Origin of the sequence: Mesorhizobium jarvisii (genome assembly GCF_003601985.1) — a bacterium.
GTDB lineage: Bacteria > Pseudomonadota > Alphaproteobacteria > Rhizobiales > Rhizobiaceae > Mesorhizobium > Mesorhizobium jarvisii.
The window spans coordinates 161,307-177,792 of sequence record NZ_QZXA01000003.1 but is presented as its reverse complement, the minus strand read 5'-3'; the positions used below and the strand labels follow the sequence as shown (position 1 = coordinate 177,792).

Here is a 16,486-nt window from a genome sequence, read left to right as displayed (position 1 = left end):
GGGCATTAACTATAAGAGGTTGAGATCATCAAACTCGTCACTTCAGGTTGCAGCGGAAGCGGGCGGGATGTGCAATGTCGCCGTGCGGCCACCGGGGTGGATAGAGGCATGCGGTCTATCTTCCTTCGCGGGGCGGCCCTGGCCTGGGCAGGGCTTAGTCTCCTGCTTGCTGCGCACTGGTTTGTCGAACTCGGGATGGTGGGCTTTCCGGATGGTCACGTGACGCCCTTTGCCAGGGCGACCGGCCCGCTCCTGCACCTGCTCGCCTCCGCTTGCCTGATACAGGGCCTGTATTTTCTGTACAGGGCTCTCTTCGGCAAGGCATTTTTGGTGCCGGGTCTTGGCCTGCAAATTCTGATTGCGGCCGTACTGACGGTGGCGCCGACGTTGATTGTCCGCAATTGCCCCCGTTCCCAGATGTGCAGCAGTGCCTATGAGGCGCTGACAAACACCATGATGGACGACGGCACCGGCGGATAGACTCCGCCATCGGACGGGCATCGGGAACGCCTGCGGTCTCCGCCAAGGCGTACTGGCAAACGAAACAATGGCGGGCACCTGGACCCGCCATCGTTTCGCTCGACAACAAAAGGATCGGGCCTCTGCCCGATCCCGCGCGATCACTTGTGACCGGCGTACATCATCAGGTTGGCGCAGAATTCGGCGTGAGGCTTGCTCATCGCTGCGTCCTGGCACTCCTTCATCATCTGGTCCTGCTTGTCCTTGGCCGTCGAGGCCCAGGCTGCCTTGAAATCCGCCTCGGACTTCATGGTCTTCATGCCGGCATCGGTGAAGAACGGCGCCATATTGTCAGGCTCGTCGAGCGCGCCAGCAAGCGCAACGCCGCCGACCATCGACAGAGCCAGTGCTCCCAGGAAGATGTTCTTGATGTTCATCAGTTGGTTCCTTCCCTGTTGGTAGCGAGCACCAGAACGGCGCTCGCACCTCCAGTACGGAGCCGGGAGGCTCTATGTTTCTCCTCGTTGGCTGATCACGCGAACGTGATCGCATCGAAAAACGATTCCTCCTTCTTCTTTTCGAAGCGTTCGATTTTCCAAAAAAAGAGGCCCGAATTGCTTCGGGCCTCAATGCGTGAGCCTCTTTCGAGAACGTCACGACGGGATCTCTGGAGTAGCTCCGGGAAAGCCGAATTGCAGGTTTTCCCGGGATTGCGTGAAAATATGGGGCCGGCGGGAGGAGGATCCGCCGGCCCCTTGGCGAAGCTTGCCTTACGGCACCACTTCGCCATGCTGGGAGATGTCGAGGCCTTCGACCTCTTCCTGGGTCGTCGGACGCAGGCCGACCAGCGCCTTGACGATGTAGAGGATCACGAAGGTGGCGATCGCCGTCCACAGGATGGTGAAGACGATGCCGTAGAGCTGCTTGCCGATGGAAGCGTCTTTGCCGAGTGCATTGATCGCCGGATCGGCGAGCACGCCGGTCAGCAACGCACCGACCACGCCGCCGACGCCATGGACGCCGAAGGCATCGAGCGAGTCGTCATAGCCGAACATGTGCTTCACCTTGACCGCCGAGATGTAGCAGACCACGCCGGCGACGATGCCGACGATGAAGGCGCCGGTCGGGTTGACGAAGCCGGAAGCCGGCGTCACCGCGACGAGACCGGCGACGGCGCCCGAGATGATGCCGAGCACCGAGGGCTTCTTGGCGACGATCCATTCGGCGAACATCCAGGCGAGAGCCGCCGCGGCGGTGGCGACCTGGGTGTTGAGCATGGCGGCACCGGCAAGGCCGTCGGCTGCCAGTTCCGAACCGGCGTTGAAGCCGAACCAGCCGACCCACAGCAGCGAAGCGCCGATCACCGAATAGACCAGGTTGTGCGGCGCCATGTTGGTGGTGCCGTAGCCTTCGCGCTTGCCCAGGACCAGCGCGCAGACCAGGCCCGCGACACCGGCGTTGATGTGGACGACCGTGCCGCCGGCGAAGTCGAGCACGCCGGCCGCGCCAAGGAAGCCGCCACCCCAGACCCAATGCGCGATCGGCGCATAGACGACCAGCAGCCACAGGGCCATGAAGATCAGCAACGCCGAGAACTTCATGCGCTCGGCGAAGGCACCGGCGATGAGGGCAGGCGTGATGATGGCGAAGGTCATCTGGAACATCGAGAAGACGAACTCAGGAATGTTCGCGACCCCTGGCAGCCACAGCGTCGAGACGGTGATGCCGTGATGGAAGAATCTCGAGAAGCCGCCGATGTAGCTGTTCATGCTGGCGGATTCATTGGTGGTGAAGGCCAGCGAATAGCCGAACATGAACCACAGCACCGTTACCAGGCAGGTGATGGCGAAGCTCTGCATGATGGTGGCGAGCACGTTCTTCTTGCGCACCATGCCGCCGTAGAACAGCGCCAGGCCCGGAATGGTCATCATCAGCACCAGGGCCGTCGAGGTCAGCATCCAGGCGGTGTTGCCGGTGTCGAGCACCGGGGTGGGCGCGGCAGCCGGTGCGGCGGCGGCAGCGGCCGGAGCGGCTTCCTGCGCAAAGGCGGCGACGCTGCCCAATGCTGCCAGAGCAAGCGAGCCCAGAAGGGCCGCCCGTCCCGTCGTCTTCAAGGTGGAAGAAATATTCATTGAACTCTCCATTGGAATACGTGTTCGCCGCTCAGAGCGCGTCGGTGTCTGTTTCGCCGGTGCGGATGCGCACCGCCTGATCGATGCCGAAAACGAAGATCTTGCCGTCGCCGATCTGGCCGGTCTTGGCCGCGGCGGTGATGGCTTCGACGGCCTTGTCGACCATGTCGGCACTGACAGCGACCTCGATCTTGATCTTCGGCAGGAAACTGACCGCGTATTCCGCTCCGCGATAGATTTCCGTATGTCCCTTCTGACGCCCGTAGCCTTTGACTTCGGTGACGGTCAGGCCCTGGATGCCGACGGCGGTAAGCGCTTCGCGTACCTCGTCCAGCTTGAACGGCTTGATGATTGCCATCACGATTTTCATAAGGTTTCACCCTTTGCTGTTGCGGTCCCCCGCGTTTGCACGACTTCACCGATCCCAAAGAGCCGGAGAGTGCACACAAGGATTCAAGCTCCGTGCCAAGTGCCGAAGCAGCATGTTAACCTGTTGTAAACACAGGGAATGAGGCGATGGGAGGCAGCGGGTGCCAATGCCTGCGGCACGCCACATGCTCAAAAAATATGCAATTTTTCGAATTTGCCTAATTTGCCGGCTTTGAGCATGATCCCGAAAAATCGAGCCCGGTTTTCCCGGACAAACGGTTTTCGTTTGCCCGGTGATCCTGCTCAAACAAGACTCGCAATGCTCAACGCTTGAGCCGGATCAACCCTTCCTGGGCCATCGAGGCGATCAGCGTGCCGTCGCGCGCATAGAGCGTGCCGCGGCTGAAGCCGCGCGACCCCGAACTCGACGGGCTGTCCTGCGCATAGAGCAGCCAGCCGTCGAGCGAATGCGGCCGATGGAACCACATCGAATGGTCGAGGCTCGCCGCCTGGATATCGGGATCGAACAGGCCGCGCCCATGCGCGAAGGTCGAGGTGTCCAATAGCGTCATGTCGGAGAGATAGGCCAGCAGCACCGATTGCAGCGCGCGGTCATCGGGAACCGGGCCGCCAAGGCGGATCCAGACGTTCTGCCGGGGCGGCAGCTTGTCGCGGCTTTCATAGTGCTGGAGATTGACCGGCCTGAGTTCCAGCGGCCGTTCGCGCGCCCAGAAGCGGCGCACCGCCTCCGGCACACGCTCGGCTCTTTCGAGCAGCTGGCGCTGCGTCAGCAGCCCTTCCGGCGGCGGCACGTCGTCGGGCAGCGCGAACTGGTGCTCCAGCCCCTTCTCGTCGACCTGGAACGAGGCTTCCAGCGAAAAGATCGCCTGTCCGTGCTGGATCGCCAGCACGCGTCGAGTGGTGAAGGAGCCGCCGTCGCGGATGCGGTCGACCTCGTAGACGATCGGCACCCTGATGTCGCCCGGCCGCATGAAATAGCCGTGCAGCGAATGCACGAAGCGGTCCGGCTCCACCGTCCGCTGCGCCGCTACCAGCGCCTGGGCGATGGTCTGGCCGCCGAACACGCGCTGCCACTCCACCTGGGGGCTGCGACCACGATACAGATTGTGTTCCAGCCTCTCGAGGTCGAGAATGCTCAGAAGCTCGTCGATCGCCGCCGTCATGTTTTGTGACCTCGCCGCAAAATTGCTATGGCGGTTTCCGACAGGAAGAACGAGCCGTCAAGGGCGCGAGCCCGGGCCGACGCGCAAGGAGCCAAGGCATGGAACGCAAGGCGGACGCCAAGACCAGATCCGGGCTCGATGTCCTCGTCGCCGGAGCAGGCTATGTCGGCCTGGCCACCGCCGTCTCGCTGAAACAGGCGCGACCGCATCTGGCCGTGGCGCTGGTCGATGCCGCGCCCGCCGGCGCCTGGCAACGCGACGGCCGCGCCTCGGCCATTGCCGCTGCCGCCTGCCGCATGCTCGACCAGCTCGGCGTCTGGGCCGAGATCGCGCCGCAGGCGCAGGCGATCACCGAGATGATCATTACCGATTCGCGCAGCGCCGATCCTGTGCGCCCGGTCTTCCTGACCTTTGGCGGCGAAGTGGCGCCGGGCGAGCCCTTCGCCCATATGGTCGCCAACAAGTCGCTCAACGGCGCCTTGCGCGCCAGGGCCGAAAAGCTCGGCATCGACATCATCGAAGGCGTCGCGGTGCAGGGTTTCGAGACCAATGGCGCCGGTATCACCGTGCATCTGGCCGACGGCGCCGCGCTGACGGCACGGCTGCTGGTCGCCGCCGACGGCGTCAATTCGAAGCTGCGCGACATGGCCGGCATCAAGACGGTGAAGTGGGACTATGGCCAGTCCGGCATCGTCTGCACCGTGGCGCATGAACGCCCGCACAATGGCCGCGCCGAAGAGCACTTCTTGCCCGCCGGCCCCTTCGCCACGCTGCCGCTGAAACCCGACGAAGACGGCACCAACCGCTCGTCGATCGTCTGGGTCGAACGCACGGAGGATGCCAAAACGCTGGTGGAAGGCGACGACCTCGTCTTCGAGCATGAACTGGAACAGCGTTTCAGCCTGAAGCTCGGCGAGATCCGCGTTGCCGACAAGCCGCGCGCCTGGCCGCTCGGCCTCACCATCGCGCGCGCCTTCGTCGCCCCGCGCGTGGCCCTTGCCGGCGACGCCGCCCACGGCATCCATCCGATCGCCGGCCAGGGCCTCAATCTCGGCTTCAAGGATGTGGCCGCACTTGCCGAAGTGATCGTCGAGGCCGACCGGCTCGGCCAGGACATCGGCGCGCTCGACGTGCTCGAACGCTACCAGCAATGGCGCCGTTTCGACACGGTGCAGATGGGCGTCACGACGGATGTGCTTAACCGGCTGTTTTCCAACGACATCACCCCGCTGCGCACCGTGCGCGACATCGGCCTCGGCCTCGTCGAGCGCATGCCGCGCCTGAAGGAGTTTTTCATCCGGCAGGCGTCGGGATTGTCCGCGGACACGCCGCGGCTGCTGAAAGGCGAGGCGATCTAGCCTTTCGTATAGTCAGGCCCAAAACGTGTCGGCAGGCCGTCGGCGAGTTTCAGCCAGGGGAGCTTCTCCTCAAAAGCGACATGCAACGTTGGTGCAAATTTTTCCGGGTCCTCCATCGCCGCGGCAAAAAAATGCATGACACCGGACATGTTCTTTGAGCGGAAAGACAGTGGCGAGCCACAGTGATCGCAAAATGTTCTTTCCACACCGGGAGAAGAGTTGAAGACCTTCGGAGGCTTGCTCAGCCATCGCCATTGGTCGTCCAAGACGCCAATATAGGTGGTCATCGGCGCAGAACATTGCCGCCGACAACTTTCACAATGACAGCTCACGCATGCTTGTGCCGGACCATCGACCTCAAAAGCAATGGCGCCACATAAACAATGACCGCGCATGCGAATTCTCCTTGAGCCAATCGACTGACCGATAATTTATACCGGTCGTAGTGGGGGAGCCGCCATGAAATGCGTTGAGCTCGAGCCCAATTCCGACATTCGAAGCAAGCGATTGTGCATGATCTTGGCGGCCATCAGACTGTCGCTGCGCCTTTGTGAGTCCGCAGCCGAGAGCGCCTCGCCAATACGCCGGCGAATATCGCCACAGCCTAGTTCACTTCAAAACCAAGCTTCTGCCGCAGCCGCAGCATGCGTTGGTCGGCGATCTCGAGGCGCATCTCGCCACCCTGGGCGGCGCGGTTGACCATCTGCAGCAGATCGTTGCGCTCGGCGACGTCGAGACGTTCGCGCAGGAACGGCGCCAGCTTGTCGATGACGATCGTGGTGTCGTCGATCTGCGCCGCCGCCCATTTGGCGTAAATCACCGCCTCGTCGGTTTTCTTCTTGTCGGCGATCTCGGAGATTACAGCGCGGATGACGGCCTCGCGCTGCGGCAGCACGGGGCCGTTCTCGGAAACGATCGCGGTAATCAGCGTCGCGGCGGCCACCACCGGATCGTCGATCGCCGTGAGCGGCGACAGGGCCGCCTGCTTGCGCAGTTTCTTGCGCCTGATGTTGCCTTGCACGCGCCCGACGACATCGGCGACCTCGCGCGCGGCATCGTTCATGGCCTTCATCCGGTACCACCAGAACGCCGCCGCACCCAGCACGCCAAGGACAGCAATCAGGAAAGGCATGTCGAAATCCCCCGGAAATCCGAGGGACGATAAGAGAACTGTCGCGCCGCTTCAACACGCGAGAGTTGCTTGCGGCGAAGAAACTTCAATTGCGGCTGGTGAAACTTAGGCGATTAAACAGCCGGTTTGTAGCCTCAGCCGCCAAGGCCAGGCACCACCTAAGACCCCGGTATAGTGTAGATCGCCCGGACCTCGACCGTGCCGAGTTCGGCCAGCGGAATACCGGCGGCGATGTCCAGCGCTTCGTCGAGAGTGTCGGCCTCGACCATGACGAAGCCGAGCAGTTGCTCCTTGGTTTCGGCGAAAGGGCCGTCGGTGACGAGGCGCTTGCCCTCGCGCCGGCGCACCGACTTCGACGTTCTCACCGATTGCAGCGCCTGCGCGATGATCAGCTTGCCCTCCTGGTCCAGGGACCTGTCATAGGCCAGTGAATCCGCGTCGAGCTTGGCCCCGCGCTCCACGGTCAATGCGTAGAGGTCCTTTTCCTCACCATAAACCAGGCAGACATATTTCATCGCGAGCTCTCCTGCTGAGACGAACCATAGGATGCGACGACGAGCGTGTCAGCCTTGCCGTCGATGGCCGCCGCATGGTCGAGAAGGCATGTCGCGACCCCGATGATGGCGACCGCCGCCAGCAGCCTGGCGAAGACGGGCGCAGGCGGATCCAGCCAGAAGTCTTCCTGTCGCTCAGGCCCATGGCCCGGGCTCTTCCACAGTGCGAAAAACAGATTGTCCATGTGAACCTCCATCAGGCCACAGATCCCATGGCCGCACACAGGACGGACGGGCTGGATGGAAGTCGACATTTTTGCGCGACTATTTTTTTCCGGGCTGCCCGGATTTTTCCGAAGGCAAATGCGCCGTCATCGTGCCGTGGTCCAAACAGTGCAGTGGTCTTCGCGCCGACCCGCGCTATAGTTGACCGGACGCCGGGCTTCACCCGGACCAAGTTCACGACAACCCCAAGTTCACGGCAACCAAGGAGGACTTCATGGACCGCACCGCAACCGCCGTCTGGAAAGGCAATCTGAAAGAAGGCAAGGGCACGCTCGACAGCCAGAGCGGGACGCTCAAGGGCACGCCCTATTCGTTCAAGGCGCGCTTCGAGGATGAAAGCGGCAAATCCGGCACCAACCCGGAAGAGCTGATCGCGGCGGCACATGCCGGCTGCTACGCCATGCAGCTTTCGCACTTCCTGGCCGAGAACGGCACGCCCGCCGCCGAACTCGACGCCAAGGCCGTGGTGACGCTGGTTCCGGGCACCGGCATCACCGGCAGCGCGATCACGCTGGTCGGCAAGGTGCCCGGCATCGATGCGGCGAAATTCAAGGAATTGGCCGAGAAGGCCAAGGCCGAATGCCCGGTCTCCAAGGCGCTCGGCGCCATAAAGGTGTCGCTCGACGCCAGGCTCGGCTGAGCGGGGTAACCAGAAGCGACAAACGCCGGCCTGAGAGCCGGCGTTTTAATGTGAACAACTCCAGGTGGCCTCAGCCGCCCAGCGCGTCGAGCCGGGCGCGAAGGGCCGCGACTTCCTGCTCCAGCGCCTCCACCCTCGCTTCCAGGTCGGAGTGAGGCGTGGCCGGCGCACTGCGGTGCGCCGATAAAGCCGCAACGTCCACCGGGCCGGCGAGAAGATGCACGTAGCGATCCTCGCGCTGGCCTGGTCCGCGCGGGATTTCCTGGACAAGCGGCGGCCGCCGGCCGATCAGCATGTCGAGTTCGCCGCGCAGATCTTCGATCGACGAAAATCGCGCCATGCGCTCGGCTCGAGCCAGGAGTTCATGCGCCGTCTGCGGTCCGCGCAGCAGGAGCAGGCCGATCAAGGCGGTCTGTGGCGTGGTCAGCGAGAAGCGCTGCGCCATCTGATGCTCGTAGCGCTCGACGCGTGAGCCGAACATCTGCCGCACCAGCCCCTTCTGCTCGAGCAGCTTCAGTGCCCGGTGCACCTCCGTCTGCTCCAGCGCCATGACCGGGTCGCGCGCCGTCTTCTGGTTGGCCGCGGCAAGTGCTGCGTTGAGCGTCAGCGGATAGACGTCAGGCGTCAGCTCCTTCTTCTCGATCAGGCAGCCGAGCACGCGCGCTTCGATGGGGGAGAGGATGGGAAGGTCTTCGCTCATGGATTTCTATACCCAAAGCTTCCGATACCATGACCGTCCGCGAAACGTCTCCCATTTTCGATCGACGAATGCGCTACGAAGCGTCACACTTTTCAGCCTTTTCTCGCATCAGGGCGCTATCTGGCATCGGACATTTGCACCGGCGCGCTTCGGCACTAGAGGGCATTAGTCCTAGGCGCCTCGGCCTTCCGCTCAGGTTTCGGCTGCCAGAATGATCTGACGAGGATATCCTCGGCATAGACCGCGTCATCGAGCAGGTCCTGTCCAAGTTCCTGGGCCAGCGTCGGCCGATCCCCGAGCAGCGAGACGCCAAAGGCGGCCTGGCCATTGGGGGGCGGCACGCCCAGCGCGTCGAGGATGGTGGGGAATATGTCGATCGTGCCCGAAAGTCCGGTATATGTCTTGGATGGAATACCGTCCCCCGAGAGGGAGAAAAAGTTGCGTCGTTCATACTTGTCCAGGCGGTCCGTCACCGCGCTAGGTGCACTGAGATGGTCGCTTTGCAGCACCAGAACGGTGTTCGCCATCAGACCGTCGGCTTCGGCTTTGTGAATGAAGTCGGCAACGAGCATGTTGGTGCATTTCACGGCGTGGAGAATATTGGGGGCTTGCGGGGAAAGTCCCGTCTTGCCGATACATTTGTCGGTCAGGTAGCCATCCATCGCGTGCCCACCGCTGACGGCGATCGTCAAAGAGAACGGTTTGCCGCCGCGCTGCGCACGCCGCAAAATGTCGAAGCTCAAATCCAGGACTTCAGCGTCGTCGGCGCCGAAACTGTTGCCGCGCCCGGCGACCGCAGCCACCACTTCGGGGCCCCCGAAAAGCGATGAATAGCCATGGGTGGAATAGAATGTCCCCTGACCGGTGAAGCTGAGTGGCCAACCGGTAACAAAGTTCTGCTGGTAACCCCGTGCCTTCAGAACATCGCCCAGGCAGGTCAGGCCAGGCAGGAATTGCGAATGCTCCTCCAGATACTGGCGCGATGTGAAGAACGTTATCAGCAGCGGCGTTCCACAATTCGCAGCGACCATCCCTGAGATGGAGTTGTTGGTGTAGGCAAGCTGCACCATGTTGCTCGCCGAAACCCCACGCCTGTCGAATTCGAGCAGCGGACCCATGACGTCACCGAACTCCGCCTCGTTCATGTAGGAGCGCTCGGCGCTTTCGATGAAAATATGAACGAGGTTGCTGGGCGCGACGGCCACGGATGCTGCTGCAACCTCCGGCTCTGCCAAAGCGGCAATATCGACGAACCGCTTGGACAGGAAATCATGCAGGGGATTGGGATGAATTGCTGCCGCGATCGGACGTGTCAGCATCGGGTTTGCCGCCAGGAAGAACGCCATCAGGGCGACATCCAATCCTCTCGTCAGCGTACCGCGCGCCTTCAGTGCGCCGAGACCGAGAAGAACGACCAGAATAACCAGCATCGTGCTTCCGGTATTCCACAAATACTCAAAGACGACACCGGGCGTCAGCATCCCGGCGCCGGCATGCATGAACATCGCACCCCAGTCAAAATAGCCGAAGACGCTTTCCAGATAGACATAGACAAGGAATAGAAGGCAGGGGAAGAGCGAGAAATAGGGCCTGAACCACCGGCTTCCCTGCCGATCCGCCTTCTTGTCCCGGAAGCCGTCAAGCCAGAGAAGCGCGATCAAAACCCCCAGGCCGAGAGCCGAGAGCAGCCCCTTCTCCTGAAAATAGATCCGCGACACAAGCCAGGTGAGCGAGCCGACTGTTGTGGCGCTGATCAATGGCCCAGATACTGAACACCCATTCACGATGAAGCCGCGCACCGCTTTACACTCGAACCGCGATCTCGAAAGTGAATATCGGTGACTGCTTAAAGCTACACTAAGACAATACAAGTAATCGCGCGCAACTAGCAATCAATTACTTAAGCTGTCGCTAATATTAGTCACCAAGACTCCCTCGACGCCCCAGACTAGCAAGCGACATGTTTGAAACAAGACCGGGCCGGGGCCCGCCCGTCTGGCGGCTGGACGACAGCGCAACCAGCAAGAACTGCCGGGCCATCTGAGCTGGCAGCGTTCGACACAAGAGCCGGGACATCGGCCACACCAACCTCTTCTGCTCAAGTCGCTTGCGCGGTTCGACGGTTGCTTATTTCAATCAGGCAACCGAGCACACGGACTTCGATGCGGAGAGGTCCTGGCGCGACTGCCGCTTTCAGTGGCGAACAGGATTTTTACACCCGGGCTTCGCACAAGATCGAGGCGAGCGCGGAGTGCCGCTATGGGCGGCGAGAGAGAAAGCGGCAGGTAATTTCGGCGTCAGACTCGGCGCTCCACCATCATCTTCTTGATCTCGGCGATCGCCTTGGCCGGGTTGAGGCCCTTGGGGCAGGTCTGCGCGCAGTTCATGATGGTGTGGCAGCGATAGAGCCGGAACGGGTCCTCGAGATTGTCGAGCCGCTCGCCCTTGGCCTCGTCGCGGCTGTCGATCAGCCAGCGATAGGCCTGCAAGAGGGTTGCCGGGCCGAGATAGCGATCGCCGTTCCACCAGTAGCTCGGGCACGAGGTCGAGCAACAGGCGCACAATATGCATTCGTAGAGCCCGTCGAGCTTCTCGCGGTCCTCATGGCTCTGCAGCCATTCCTTGGCCGGCTGCGGCGACACCGTCTTCAGCCACGGCTCGATCGAGGCGTGCTGGGCGTAGAAATTGGTGAGGTCGGGCACCAGATCCTTCACCACCTGCATATGCGGCAGCGGATAGACTTTGACGGCGCCGGAAATGTCGTCGCAGCCCTTGGTACAGGCCAGCGTGTTGGAGCCGTCGATGTTCATGGCGCAGGAGCCGCAAATGCCTTCGCGGCAGGAGCGGCGCAAGGTCAGCGTCGGGTCGATCTTGTTCTTGATCCAGAGCAGCGCGTCGAGCACCATCGGCCCGCAATCGTCCATGTCGACGAAATAGGTGTCGATGCGCGGGTTCTCGTCATCGTCCGGCGACCAGCGGTAGATGCGGTATTCCCGCAGATTGGTGGCACCCTCCGGCTTCGGCCAGGTCTTGCCCTGCTGGATCTTCGAATTCTTGGGGAGCGTCAGTTCGACCATTACCTCAGGTCCTTTCGGATGACGAGCTTCAGCCCGGACCAGACTTCATTCACGGCGGCGACCTTGACGTCGACAAGGTCGCGCTTCAGCGCTTCGGTGCGGACGACACCCTCGGTGACGTCGGTCGGCACTTTCGATGCCTTCTTCGGCCACGACACCCAGACCATGCCGTCACGCTTGATCGCCGCCTCGACATCGCCGAGGCGATCCTCGATCTCGGCGCGTTGTTTGGTGAAGGCGTGCACGGCGTCGTATCTTTGATGGCTGCCCGAAATGTCGGACCATTCGGCCAGCCGGTAGACCTCGGCGAAATCGACGGCGCCGGCCAGTTCGTCGAGCTCCGGCGGCAGCGCGATGAAGGCGGCAATCATGCCGTCCTTCAGGCCGAGCTTGGCCGGAAGGGGCTTGCTGGAATATCCCGTGCCCGCCAGCGCCATCGTCAGTACACCCTGGCCTTGGGCGCGATCTTGGCGAGGCTGATGCCGCCGTCCTTTTCGGCCAGCAGCGGCTCGGTGTGCACAGGCCGGTAGCTGAGCGTCACCTTGCCGTCTTCGCTCACCCTGGCCAGCGTGTGCTTGCGCCAGGTGGCGTCGTCGCGCGCCGAAAAGTCTTCACGGGCATGCGCGCCGCGGCTCTCCTTGCGCGCCTCGGCGCTGTAGACGGTGGTGATGGCGTTGGCCATCAGGTTTTCCAGCTCCAGCGTCTCGACCAGGTCGGAATTCCAGATCATCGAGCGGTCGAACACTTTGATGTCCTTGAGCTCGCCCCAGATCTGCGAAATGCGCTTGCAGCCTTTCTCCAGCGATTCCTGCGTGCGGAACACGGCGGCGTCTTCCTGCATCGCCTTCTGCATCTTCTCGCGCAGCACGGCCGTCGGCGTCGAGCCATTGGCGTGGCGCAGCCCGTCGAAGCGGTCCATGATCTTCTCGACCGAGGCTTCGTTGGGTGACGGGATCGCCGACTTGCGGTCGATGACCTGGCCGGCGCGGATCGCCGCGGCGCGGCCGAACACCACCAGGTCGATCAGCGAGTTCGAGCCCAGCCGGTTGGCGCCGTGCACCGAGGCGCAGCCGGCCTCGCCGACCGCCATCAGTCCGGGCGACACCTTGTCGGGGCTGCGCGTCGTCGGGTTCAGCACCTCGCCCCAGTAGTTGGTCGGCACGCCGCCCATATTGTAGTGCACCGTCGGCAGCACCGGGATCGGCTCCTTGGTCAGGTCGACGCCGGCGAAGATCTTGGCCGATTCCGAAATACCGGGCAGCCGCTCATGCAGCACGGCCGGATCGAGGTGGTTGAGATGCAGGAAGATGTGGTCCTTGTTCTTGCCGACGCCACGGCCCTCGCGGATCTCCAGCGTCATGCAGCGTGAGACGACGTCGCGCGAGGCAAGGTCCTTGGCGGACGGCGCGTAGCGCTCCATGAAGCGCTCGCCCTCGGAATTGACGAGATAGCCGCCCTCGCCGCGCGCGCCTTCGGTGATCAGGCAGCCGGCGCCGTAGATGCCGGTCGGGTGGAACTGCACGAATTCCATGTCCTGCAGCGGGAAGCCGGCCCGCGACGCCATGCCGCCGCCGTCGCCGGTGCAGGTGTGGGCCGAGGTGGCCGAGAAATAGGCGCGGCCATAGCCGCCGGTCGCCAGCACCACCATCTTGGCCGAGAAGCGGTGGATGGTGCCGTCATCGAGGTTCCAGGCAACGACGCCGGTGCAGGTGCCGTCCGGCTCCATGATCAGGTCGAGCGCGAAATACTCGATGAAGAACTGCGCGTTGTTCTTCAGCGACTGGCCGTAGAGCGTGTGCAGGATGGCGTGGCCGGTGCGGTCGGCGGCGGCGCAGGTGCGCTGCACCGGCGGGCCTTCGCCGTAATTCATCATGTGGCCGCCGAACGGCCGCTGGTAGATCTTGCCCTCTTCGGTGCGCGAGAATGGTACGCCATAGTGTTCGAGCTCGTAGACCGCGGCCGGCGCTTCGCGCACCAGATATTCCATGGCGTCGACATCGCCGAGCCAGTCCGACCCCTTGACGGTGTCGTACATGTGCCACTGCCAGGAATCGGGGCCCATATTGGACAGCGAAGCGGCAATGCCGCCTTGCGCGGCCACCGTGTGCGAGCGCGTCGGGAACACTTTGGTGATGCAGGCGGTGCGCAGGCCCTGTTCGGCCATGCCAAGCGTGGCGCGCAGGCCCGCGCCCCCGGCGCCGACCACCACCACGTCGAATTTGTGGTCGACAAAATTATAGCCTGCCATTTTGGCTGATTTCGCGTCCTTGGCCAACTCAGCCTCCGAATGCCAGCTTGAGCAGCGCGAAGATCGAGGCGACGCCGACCGCTACGGTGAAAAATGTGTTGAGCGCGATCGTCGCCAGCTTCAGGCCTTCGCTGGTGATGTAATCCTCGATGATCACCTGCATGCCGAGCCGCATATGGATGAGCCCGGAGATCAGCACCAGGGCCAGCATCAGCGCCACGAACGGATTGGCGAGCGCCGCGCGCACTTCCGCATAGCCGGCGCCGTTGAGCGCGATCAGGAACCCGACGAAGAAAAGCGTCAGCGGGATGTTGGCGATTGCGGTCAGGCGCTGGCGCCAGAAATGACCGGTGCCCTCGCGGGCGGAGCCGAGACCGCGGACTTTCGCCAGCGGCGTGCGCATATCGGTATTGTTCTTGCCGCTCATGATCAGGCTCCTCGCGCCATGTAGCCGGCGATCCAGATCAGCAAGGTGAGCAGGACCGAGCCGACAAGCGTCGCCCAGGCGATCTTCGAGGCCGTATGCTTTTCCAACCCGGCGCCCGTATCCCAGACCAGGTGGCGCACGCCGCCCAGCATGTGGTGCATCAGCGCCCAGGTGTAGCCGAACAGGATCAGCCGGCCGAGCCAGGTGCCGAAGGCCCAGTTGACCCAGTCGAAGGTCGCCTGCGAGCTTGCCGCCGCCATCAGCCAGACCGCGACCAGCAGCGTGCCGAAATAAAGCGCCCCGCCGGTGATGCGATGGATGATCGACATCGTCATGGTGATCGGCGGCCGGTAGATCGTCAGGTGCGGCGAAAGCGGCCGTTCTCGTCTGGCGAATTCGCGGGTGGCTGGTGATTTGCTCATGGCTCCCCCAGGTTCGGCGTCTTCGTGCATGTCGCCCAAAAGTGGCCTCGGTTTTGGGAGGACGGCATGCACTAAACAAGAATCCGAAGCGCGTCGCATGAATCCGTTTCGGCGCGACGCGCTTTTAGCCTCAGGTGGAAATACGGCATTGCCGCTTCCGGTTGCGACTTCGGACAGCCGGTTTCTAATGCTCTTTTTGCACCGCGTCAAAGCCAGAAAATCGTTTTGGAAACGTCATTTAGTCTGACAAAAAGGCTGGCTCGGGCTTCAATCGATTAGGGGCGGAGGACCCAAAGCCGGCTCGATATCGCTGCAGTGCAGCATAAGCGACTTCCTGGCCGTGCGGCCTAGCGCCTGCAGGTCTGCGGCGTCGAGCCCCTCTTCATCACCAGCGCCTCACGCCCGTCGATCACGATTGCGTTATGCGTGGCGGCTTCCTGGTAGCGGCTGGACTGGTTGGCGGGCGACGCCGCAAACTCTTCGGTCGTGCCATTCGGCTCGATCACACGCAACAACGAGCCGAGATTCTGAATGGTGATCGTGCTGCCATTGCCGCATCCATAGGTTGCCGTACCCACTGTGGATCGCGGCGCGGTGAGATCGGTGGTGATCTTGGTTGCCGGTGCCGGAGGCGCGGATGCCGGGCGAGCCGCGGCTGCGATGGACTGCTGTGCCGGCGCGGGCGGGACGACATTGGCCGCTTTCGGCGCGCCATCCTGCTGCACACAGGCCGCAACGACGGCAAGCAACGGGAAAACGGACACCCAAACCGTCCGGCGTAGCGCCATATGCTGTCCTCCCGCGCGGCAGACTAGCCACGATGTTGCACCAAGATCAAGGTTGCCCCGAGGCTGCCTTTGGGTCCATTCGATGCCGGCCGCGATGGTGCCGCCAAGCATGGCCGAATGATGGCTATCGGGTTTTCCCTCCAGTCGGAAATTAACCATGTTTGACGAGACATCGCCGCGCAACGCGCCGGCCTCTTAACAAAGGTTAAGAAAAGGTTAATTTCTGATTCGAGGAGCCATGCATGTCGCCCAAAAGTGCGTCAGCGGTTTTGGGGCAACGACATGCATCCAGACAAGAAATCAAAAAGCGCGTCGCGACGCGCTTTGGCCTCTAACCATCAGGAAGACGCCATGCGTTCGAACTCAAGCAGATCACGCCTCTCGGCGCTTATGGTAGCGGTTTCGCTCGCCAGCCTGGCGACGCCCACGCTGGCCAATGGGCGCCACCAGGATCGCGTCTACGCCGATTCCTTCGGCAATCTCGTCATCGACAGCGCCGCCGGCTACAAGCGCATCATCGTCGGCGAAGGCAAGCTGGCCAAGAAGCTGGCCGACTACACCAGCGCCGGCCAGCCCAAGGTGATCTACCAGAATGAATCCGACGAGATTTCAGGCTATAGCGATTGCTACCGGCCGCCGGTCTTCGTCAAAGGCCGCAGCTACATGTACGGGCTTTCCGACGGCGAGATGCCGGAACTCAGCCCCTGCCGCTAGAGCGTTTCACTGTTTCACGGAAACGGCGAAGAGGTGGATCAGGATGACGATTCGACC

20 protein-coding genes are annotated in these 16,486 nt (G+C 62.6%); 4 read left to right on the top strand and 16 right to left on the bottom strand.

Going from position 1 to position 16,486, the window contains the following annotated elements:
- The first annotated feature begins 108 nt into the window (after positions 1-108).
- Positions 109-480: a hypothetical protein gene (locus tag D3242_RS08395; protein ID WP_064981462.1), complete on the top strand. Its 372-nt coding sequence runs from the start codon at positions 109-111 to the stop codon at positions 478-480.
- A 140-nt stretch (positions 481-620) separates the two neighbouring features.
- Here the strand turns inward: D3242_RS08395 and D3242_RS08390 are convergent, their stop codons facing one another.
- From D3242_RS08390 to tesB, 4 genes are all read right to left on the bottom strand, one after another.
- Positions 621-896, bottom strand: coding sequence for a hypothetical protein (locus D3242_RS08390; protein WP_019861990.1), 276 nt, complete (start codon positions 894-896; stop codon positions 621-623).
- A 333-nt stretch (positions 897-1,229) separates the two neighbouring features.
- Positions 1,230-2,591, bottom strand: coding sequence for an ammonium transporter (locus tag D3242_RS08385; protein WP_019861991.1), 1,362 nt, complete (start codon positions 2,589-2,591; stop codon positions 1,230-1,232).
- A 31-nt stretch (positions 2,592-2,622) separates the two neighbouring features.
- Positions 2,623-2,961 carry a P-II family nitrogen regulator gene (locus tag D3242_RS08380; protein WP_013528889.1) on the bottom strand — a complete coding sequence of 113 codons (339 nt, stop codon included), beginning with the start codon at positions 2,959-2,961 and terminating at the stop codon, positions 2,623-2,625.
- Positions 2,962-3,283: 322 nt separating this feature from the next.
- The gene (gene tesB / locus D3242_RS08375; RefSeq protein WP_019861992.1) at positions 3,284-4,144 is read right to left on the bottom strand and encodes an acyl-CoA thioesterase II; all 861 of its coding nucleotides are present in this window, start codon (positions 4,142-4,144) and stop codon (positions 3,284-3,286) included.
- Between the two features lie 98 nt (positions 4,145-4,242).
- Between tesB and D3242_RS08370 the strand changes: the two genes are divergently transcribed.
- Positions 4,243-5,502: a ubiquinone biosynthesis hydroxylase gene (locus D3242_RS08370; protein WP_019861993.1), complete on the top strand. Its 1,260-nt coding sequence runs from the start codon at positions 4,243-4,245 to the stop codon at positions 5,500-5,502.
- On the opposite strand, the gene D3242_RS08365 is transcribed toward D3242_RS08370, so the two are convergent.
- The 4 genes from D3242_RS08365 to D3242_RS08350 form a co-directional block, all read right to left on the bottom strand.
- Positions 5,499-5,897 carry a GFA family protein gene (locus tag D3242_RS08365; protein ID WP_081295898.1) on the bottom strand — a complete coding sequence of 133 codons (399 nt, stop codon included), beginning with the start codon at positions 5,895-5,897 and terminating at the stop codon, positions 5,499-5,501. The genes D3242_RS08370 and D3242_RS08365 overlap by 4 nt on opposite strands.
- A 209-nt stretch (positions 5,898-6,106) precedes the next feature.
- On the bottom strand, positions 6,107-6,634 hold the full coding sequence (locus D3242_RS08360) for a hypothetical protein (RefSeq protein WP_038653532.1): 528 nt from the start codon (positions 6,632-6,634) through the stop codon (positions 6,107-6,109).
- A 158-nt stretch (positions 6,635-6,792) separates the two neighbouring features.
- Positions 6,793-7,149: a YciI family protein gene (locus D3242_RS08355; RefSeq protein WP_019861998.1), complete on the bottom strand. Its 357-nt coding sequence runs from the start codon at positions 7,147-7,149 to the stop codon at positions 6,793-6,795.
- Positions 7,146-7,373 carry a hypothetical protein gene (locus D3242_RS08350; RefSeq protein ID WP_038650525.1) on the bottom strand — a complete coding sequence of 76 codons (228 nt, stop codon included), beginning with the start codon at positions 7,371-7,373 and terminating at the stop codon, positions 7,146-7,148. The genes D3242_RS08355 and D3242_RS08350 overlap by 4 nt, the downstream gene beginning before the upstream one ends.
- A 254-nt stretch (positions 7,374-7,627) precedes the next feature.
- Here D3242_RS08350 and D3242_RS08345 point away from each other — a divergent pair, with 254 nt between their 5' ends.
- On the top strand, positions 7,628-8,053 hold the full coding sequence (locus D3242_RS08345; protein WP_010912297.1) for an OsmC family protein: 426 nt from the start codon (positions 7,628-7,630) through the stop codon (positions 8,051-8,053).
- 70 nt (positions 8,054-8,123) lie between these two features.
- Here the strand turns inward: D3242_RS08345 and D3242_RS08340 are convergent, their stop codons facing one another.
- The 8 genes from D3242_RS08340 to D3242_RS08305 form a co-directional block, all read right to left on the bottom strand.
- Complete coding sequence (locus D3242_RS08340) at positions 8,124-8,753, bottom strand: YceH family protein (RefSeq protein ID WP_019862000.1); 630 nt, start codon at positions 8,751-8,753, stop codon at positions 8,124-8,126.
- A 155-nt stretch (positions 8,754-8,908) separates the two neighbouring features.
- On the bottom strand, positions 8,909-10,552 hold the full coding sequence (locus D3242_RS08335) for a sulfatase-like hydrolase/transferase (protein ID WP_245435296.1): 1,644 nt from the start codon (positions 10,550-10,552) through the stop codon (positions 8,909-8,911).
- A gap of 498 nt (positions 10,553-11,050) precedes the next feature.
- Positions 11,051-11,830, bottom strand: coding sequence for a succinate dehydrogenase iron-sulfur subunit (locus tag D3242_RS08330; protein ID WP_010912301.1), 780 nt, complete (start codon positions 11,828-11,830; stop codon positions 11,051-11,053).
- Complete coding sequence (locus tag D3242_RS08325) at positions 11,830-12,267, bottom strand: DUF3052 family protein (RefSeq protein ID WP_019862004.1); 438 nt, start codon at positions 12,265-12,267, stop codon at positions 11,830-11,832. Before D3242_RS08325 ends, D3242_RS08330 begins: the two co-directional genes overlap by 1 nt.
- Positions 12,268-12,269: 2 nt before the next feature.
- On the bottom strand, positions 12,270-14,078 hold the full coding sequence (gene sdhA / locus D3242_RS08320) for a succinate dehydrogenase flavoprotein subunit (RefSeq protein ID WP_171880348.1): 1,809 nt from the start codon (positions 14,076-14,078) through the stop codon (positions 12,270-12,272).
- A 28-nt stretch (positions 14,079-14,106) separates the two neighbouring features.
- On the bottom strand, positions 14,107-14,505 hold the full coding sequence (sdhD, locus tag D3242_RS08315) for a succinate dehydrogenase, hydrophobic membrane anchor protein (RefSeq protein WP_019862008.1): 399 nt from the start codon (positions 14,503-14,505) through the stop codon (positions 14,107-14,109).
- A 2-nt stretch (positions 14,506-14,507) separates the two neighbouring features.
- Positions 14,508-14,927 carry a succinate dehydrogenase, cytochrome b556 subunit gene (gene sdhC / locus D3242_RS08310; RefSeq protein WP_019862010.1) on the bottom strand — a complete coding sequence of 140 codons (420 nt, stop codon included), beginning with the start codon at positions 14,925-14,927 and terminating at the stop codon, positions 14,508-14,510.
- 347 nt (positions 14,928-15,274) lie between these two features.
- Entirely contained in the window at positions 15,275-15,898 is a 624-nt protein-coding gene (locus D3242_RS08305; protein ID WP_317452347.1) for a hypothetical protein, read from the bottom strand.
- Between the two features lie 168 nt (positions 15,899-16,066).
- Between D3242_RS08305 and D3242_RS08300 the strand changes: the two genes are divergently transcribed.
- Positions 16,067-16,429 carry a hypothetical protein gene (locus D3242_RS08300; protein ID WP_019862012.1) on the top strand — a complete coding sequence of 121 codons (363 nt, stop codon included), beginning with the start codon at positions 16,067-16,069 and terminating at the stop codon, positions 16,427-16,429.
- Positions 16,430-16,486: the final 57 nt, after the last annotated feature.

Excerpts from the sequence above, each read along its gene's own strand:
- sdhC (WP_019862010.1), bottom strand. The coding sequence starts at position 14,927 with ATGAGCAAATCACCAGCCACCCGCGAATTCGCCAGACGAGAACGGCCG.
- D3242_RS08385 (WP_019861991.1), bottom strand. The coding sequence starts at position 2,591 with ATGAATATTTCTTCCACCTTGAAGACGACGGGACGGGCGGCCCTTCTG.
- tesB (WP_019861992.1), bottom strand. The coding sequence starts at position 4,144 with ATGACGGCGGCGATCGACGAGCTTCTGAGCATTCTCGACCTCGAGAGG.
- D3242_RS08355 (WP_019861998.1), bottom strand. The coding sequence starts at position 7,149 with ATGAAATATGTCTGCCTGGTTTATGGTGAGGAAAAGGACCTCTACGCA.
- D3242_RS08325 (WP_019862004.1), bottom strand. The coding sequence starts at position 12,267 with ATGGCGCTGGCGGGCACGGGATATTCCAGCAAGCCCCTTCCGGCCAAG.
- sdhA (WP_171880348.1), bottom strand. The coding sequence starts at position 14,078 with ATGGCAGGCTATAATTTTGTCGACCACAAATTCGACGTGGTGGTGGTC.
- D3242_RS08345 (WP_010912297.1), top strand. The coding sequence starts at position 7,628 with ATGGACCGCACCGCAACCGCCGTCTGGAAAGGCAATCTGAAAGAAGGC.
- sdhD (WP_019862008.1), bottom strand. The coding sequence starts at position 14,505 with ATGAGCGGCAAGAACAATACCGATATGCGCACGCCGCTGGCGAAAGTC.
- D3242_RS08390 (WP_019861990.1), bottom strand. The coding sequence starts at position 896 with ATGAACATCAAGAACATCTTCCTGGGAGCACTGGCTCTGTCGATGGTC.
- D3242_RS08330 (WP_010912301.1), bottom strand. The coding sequence starts at position 11,830 with ATGGTCGAACTGACGCTCCCCAAGAATTCGAAGATCCAGCAGGGCAAG.
- D3242_RS08350 (WP_038650525.1), bottom strand. The coding sequence starts at position 7,373 with ATGGACAATCTGTTTTTCGCACTGTGGAAGAGCCCGGGCCATGGGCCT.
- D3242_RS08365 (WP_081295898.1), bottom strand. The coding sequence starts at position 5,897 with ATGCGCGGTCATTGTTTATGTGGCGCCATTGCTTTTGAGGTCGATGGT.
- D3242_RS08360 (WP_038653532.1), bottom strand. The coding sequence starts at position 6,634 with ATGCCTTTCCTGATTGCTGTCCTTGGCGTGCTGGGTGCGGCGGCGTTC.
- D3242_RS08380 (WP_013528889.1), bottom strand. The coding sequence starts at position 2,961 with ATGAAAATCGTGATGGCAATCATCAAGCCGTTCAAGCTGGACGAGGTA.
- D3242_RS08340 (WP_019862000.1), bottom strand. The coding sequence starts at position 8,753 with ATGAGCGAAGACCTTCCCATCCTCTCCCCCATCGAAGCGCGCGTGCTC.
- D3242_RS08300 (WP_019862012.1), top strand. The coding sequence starts at position 16,067 with ATGCGTTCGAACTCAAGCAGATCACGCCTCTCGGCGCTTATGGTAGCG.
- D3242_RS08370 (WP_019861993.1), top strand. The coding sequence starts at position 4,243 with ATGGAACGCAAGGCGGACGCCAAGACCAGATCCGGGCTCGATGTCCTC.
- D3242_RS08395 (WP_064981462.1), top strand. The coding sequence starts at position 109 with ATGCGGTCTATCTTCCTTCGCGGGGCGGCCCTGGCCTGGGCAGGGCTT.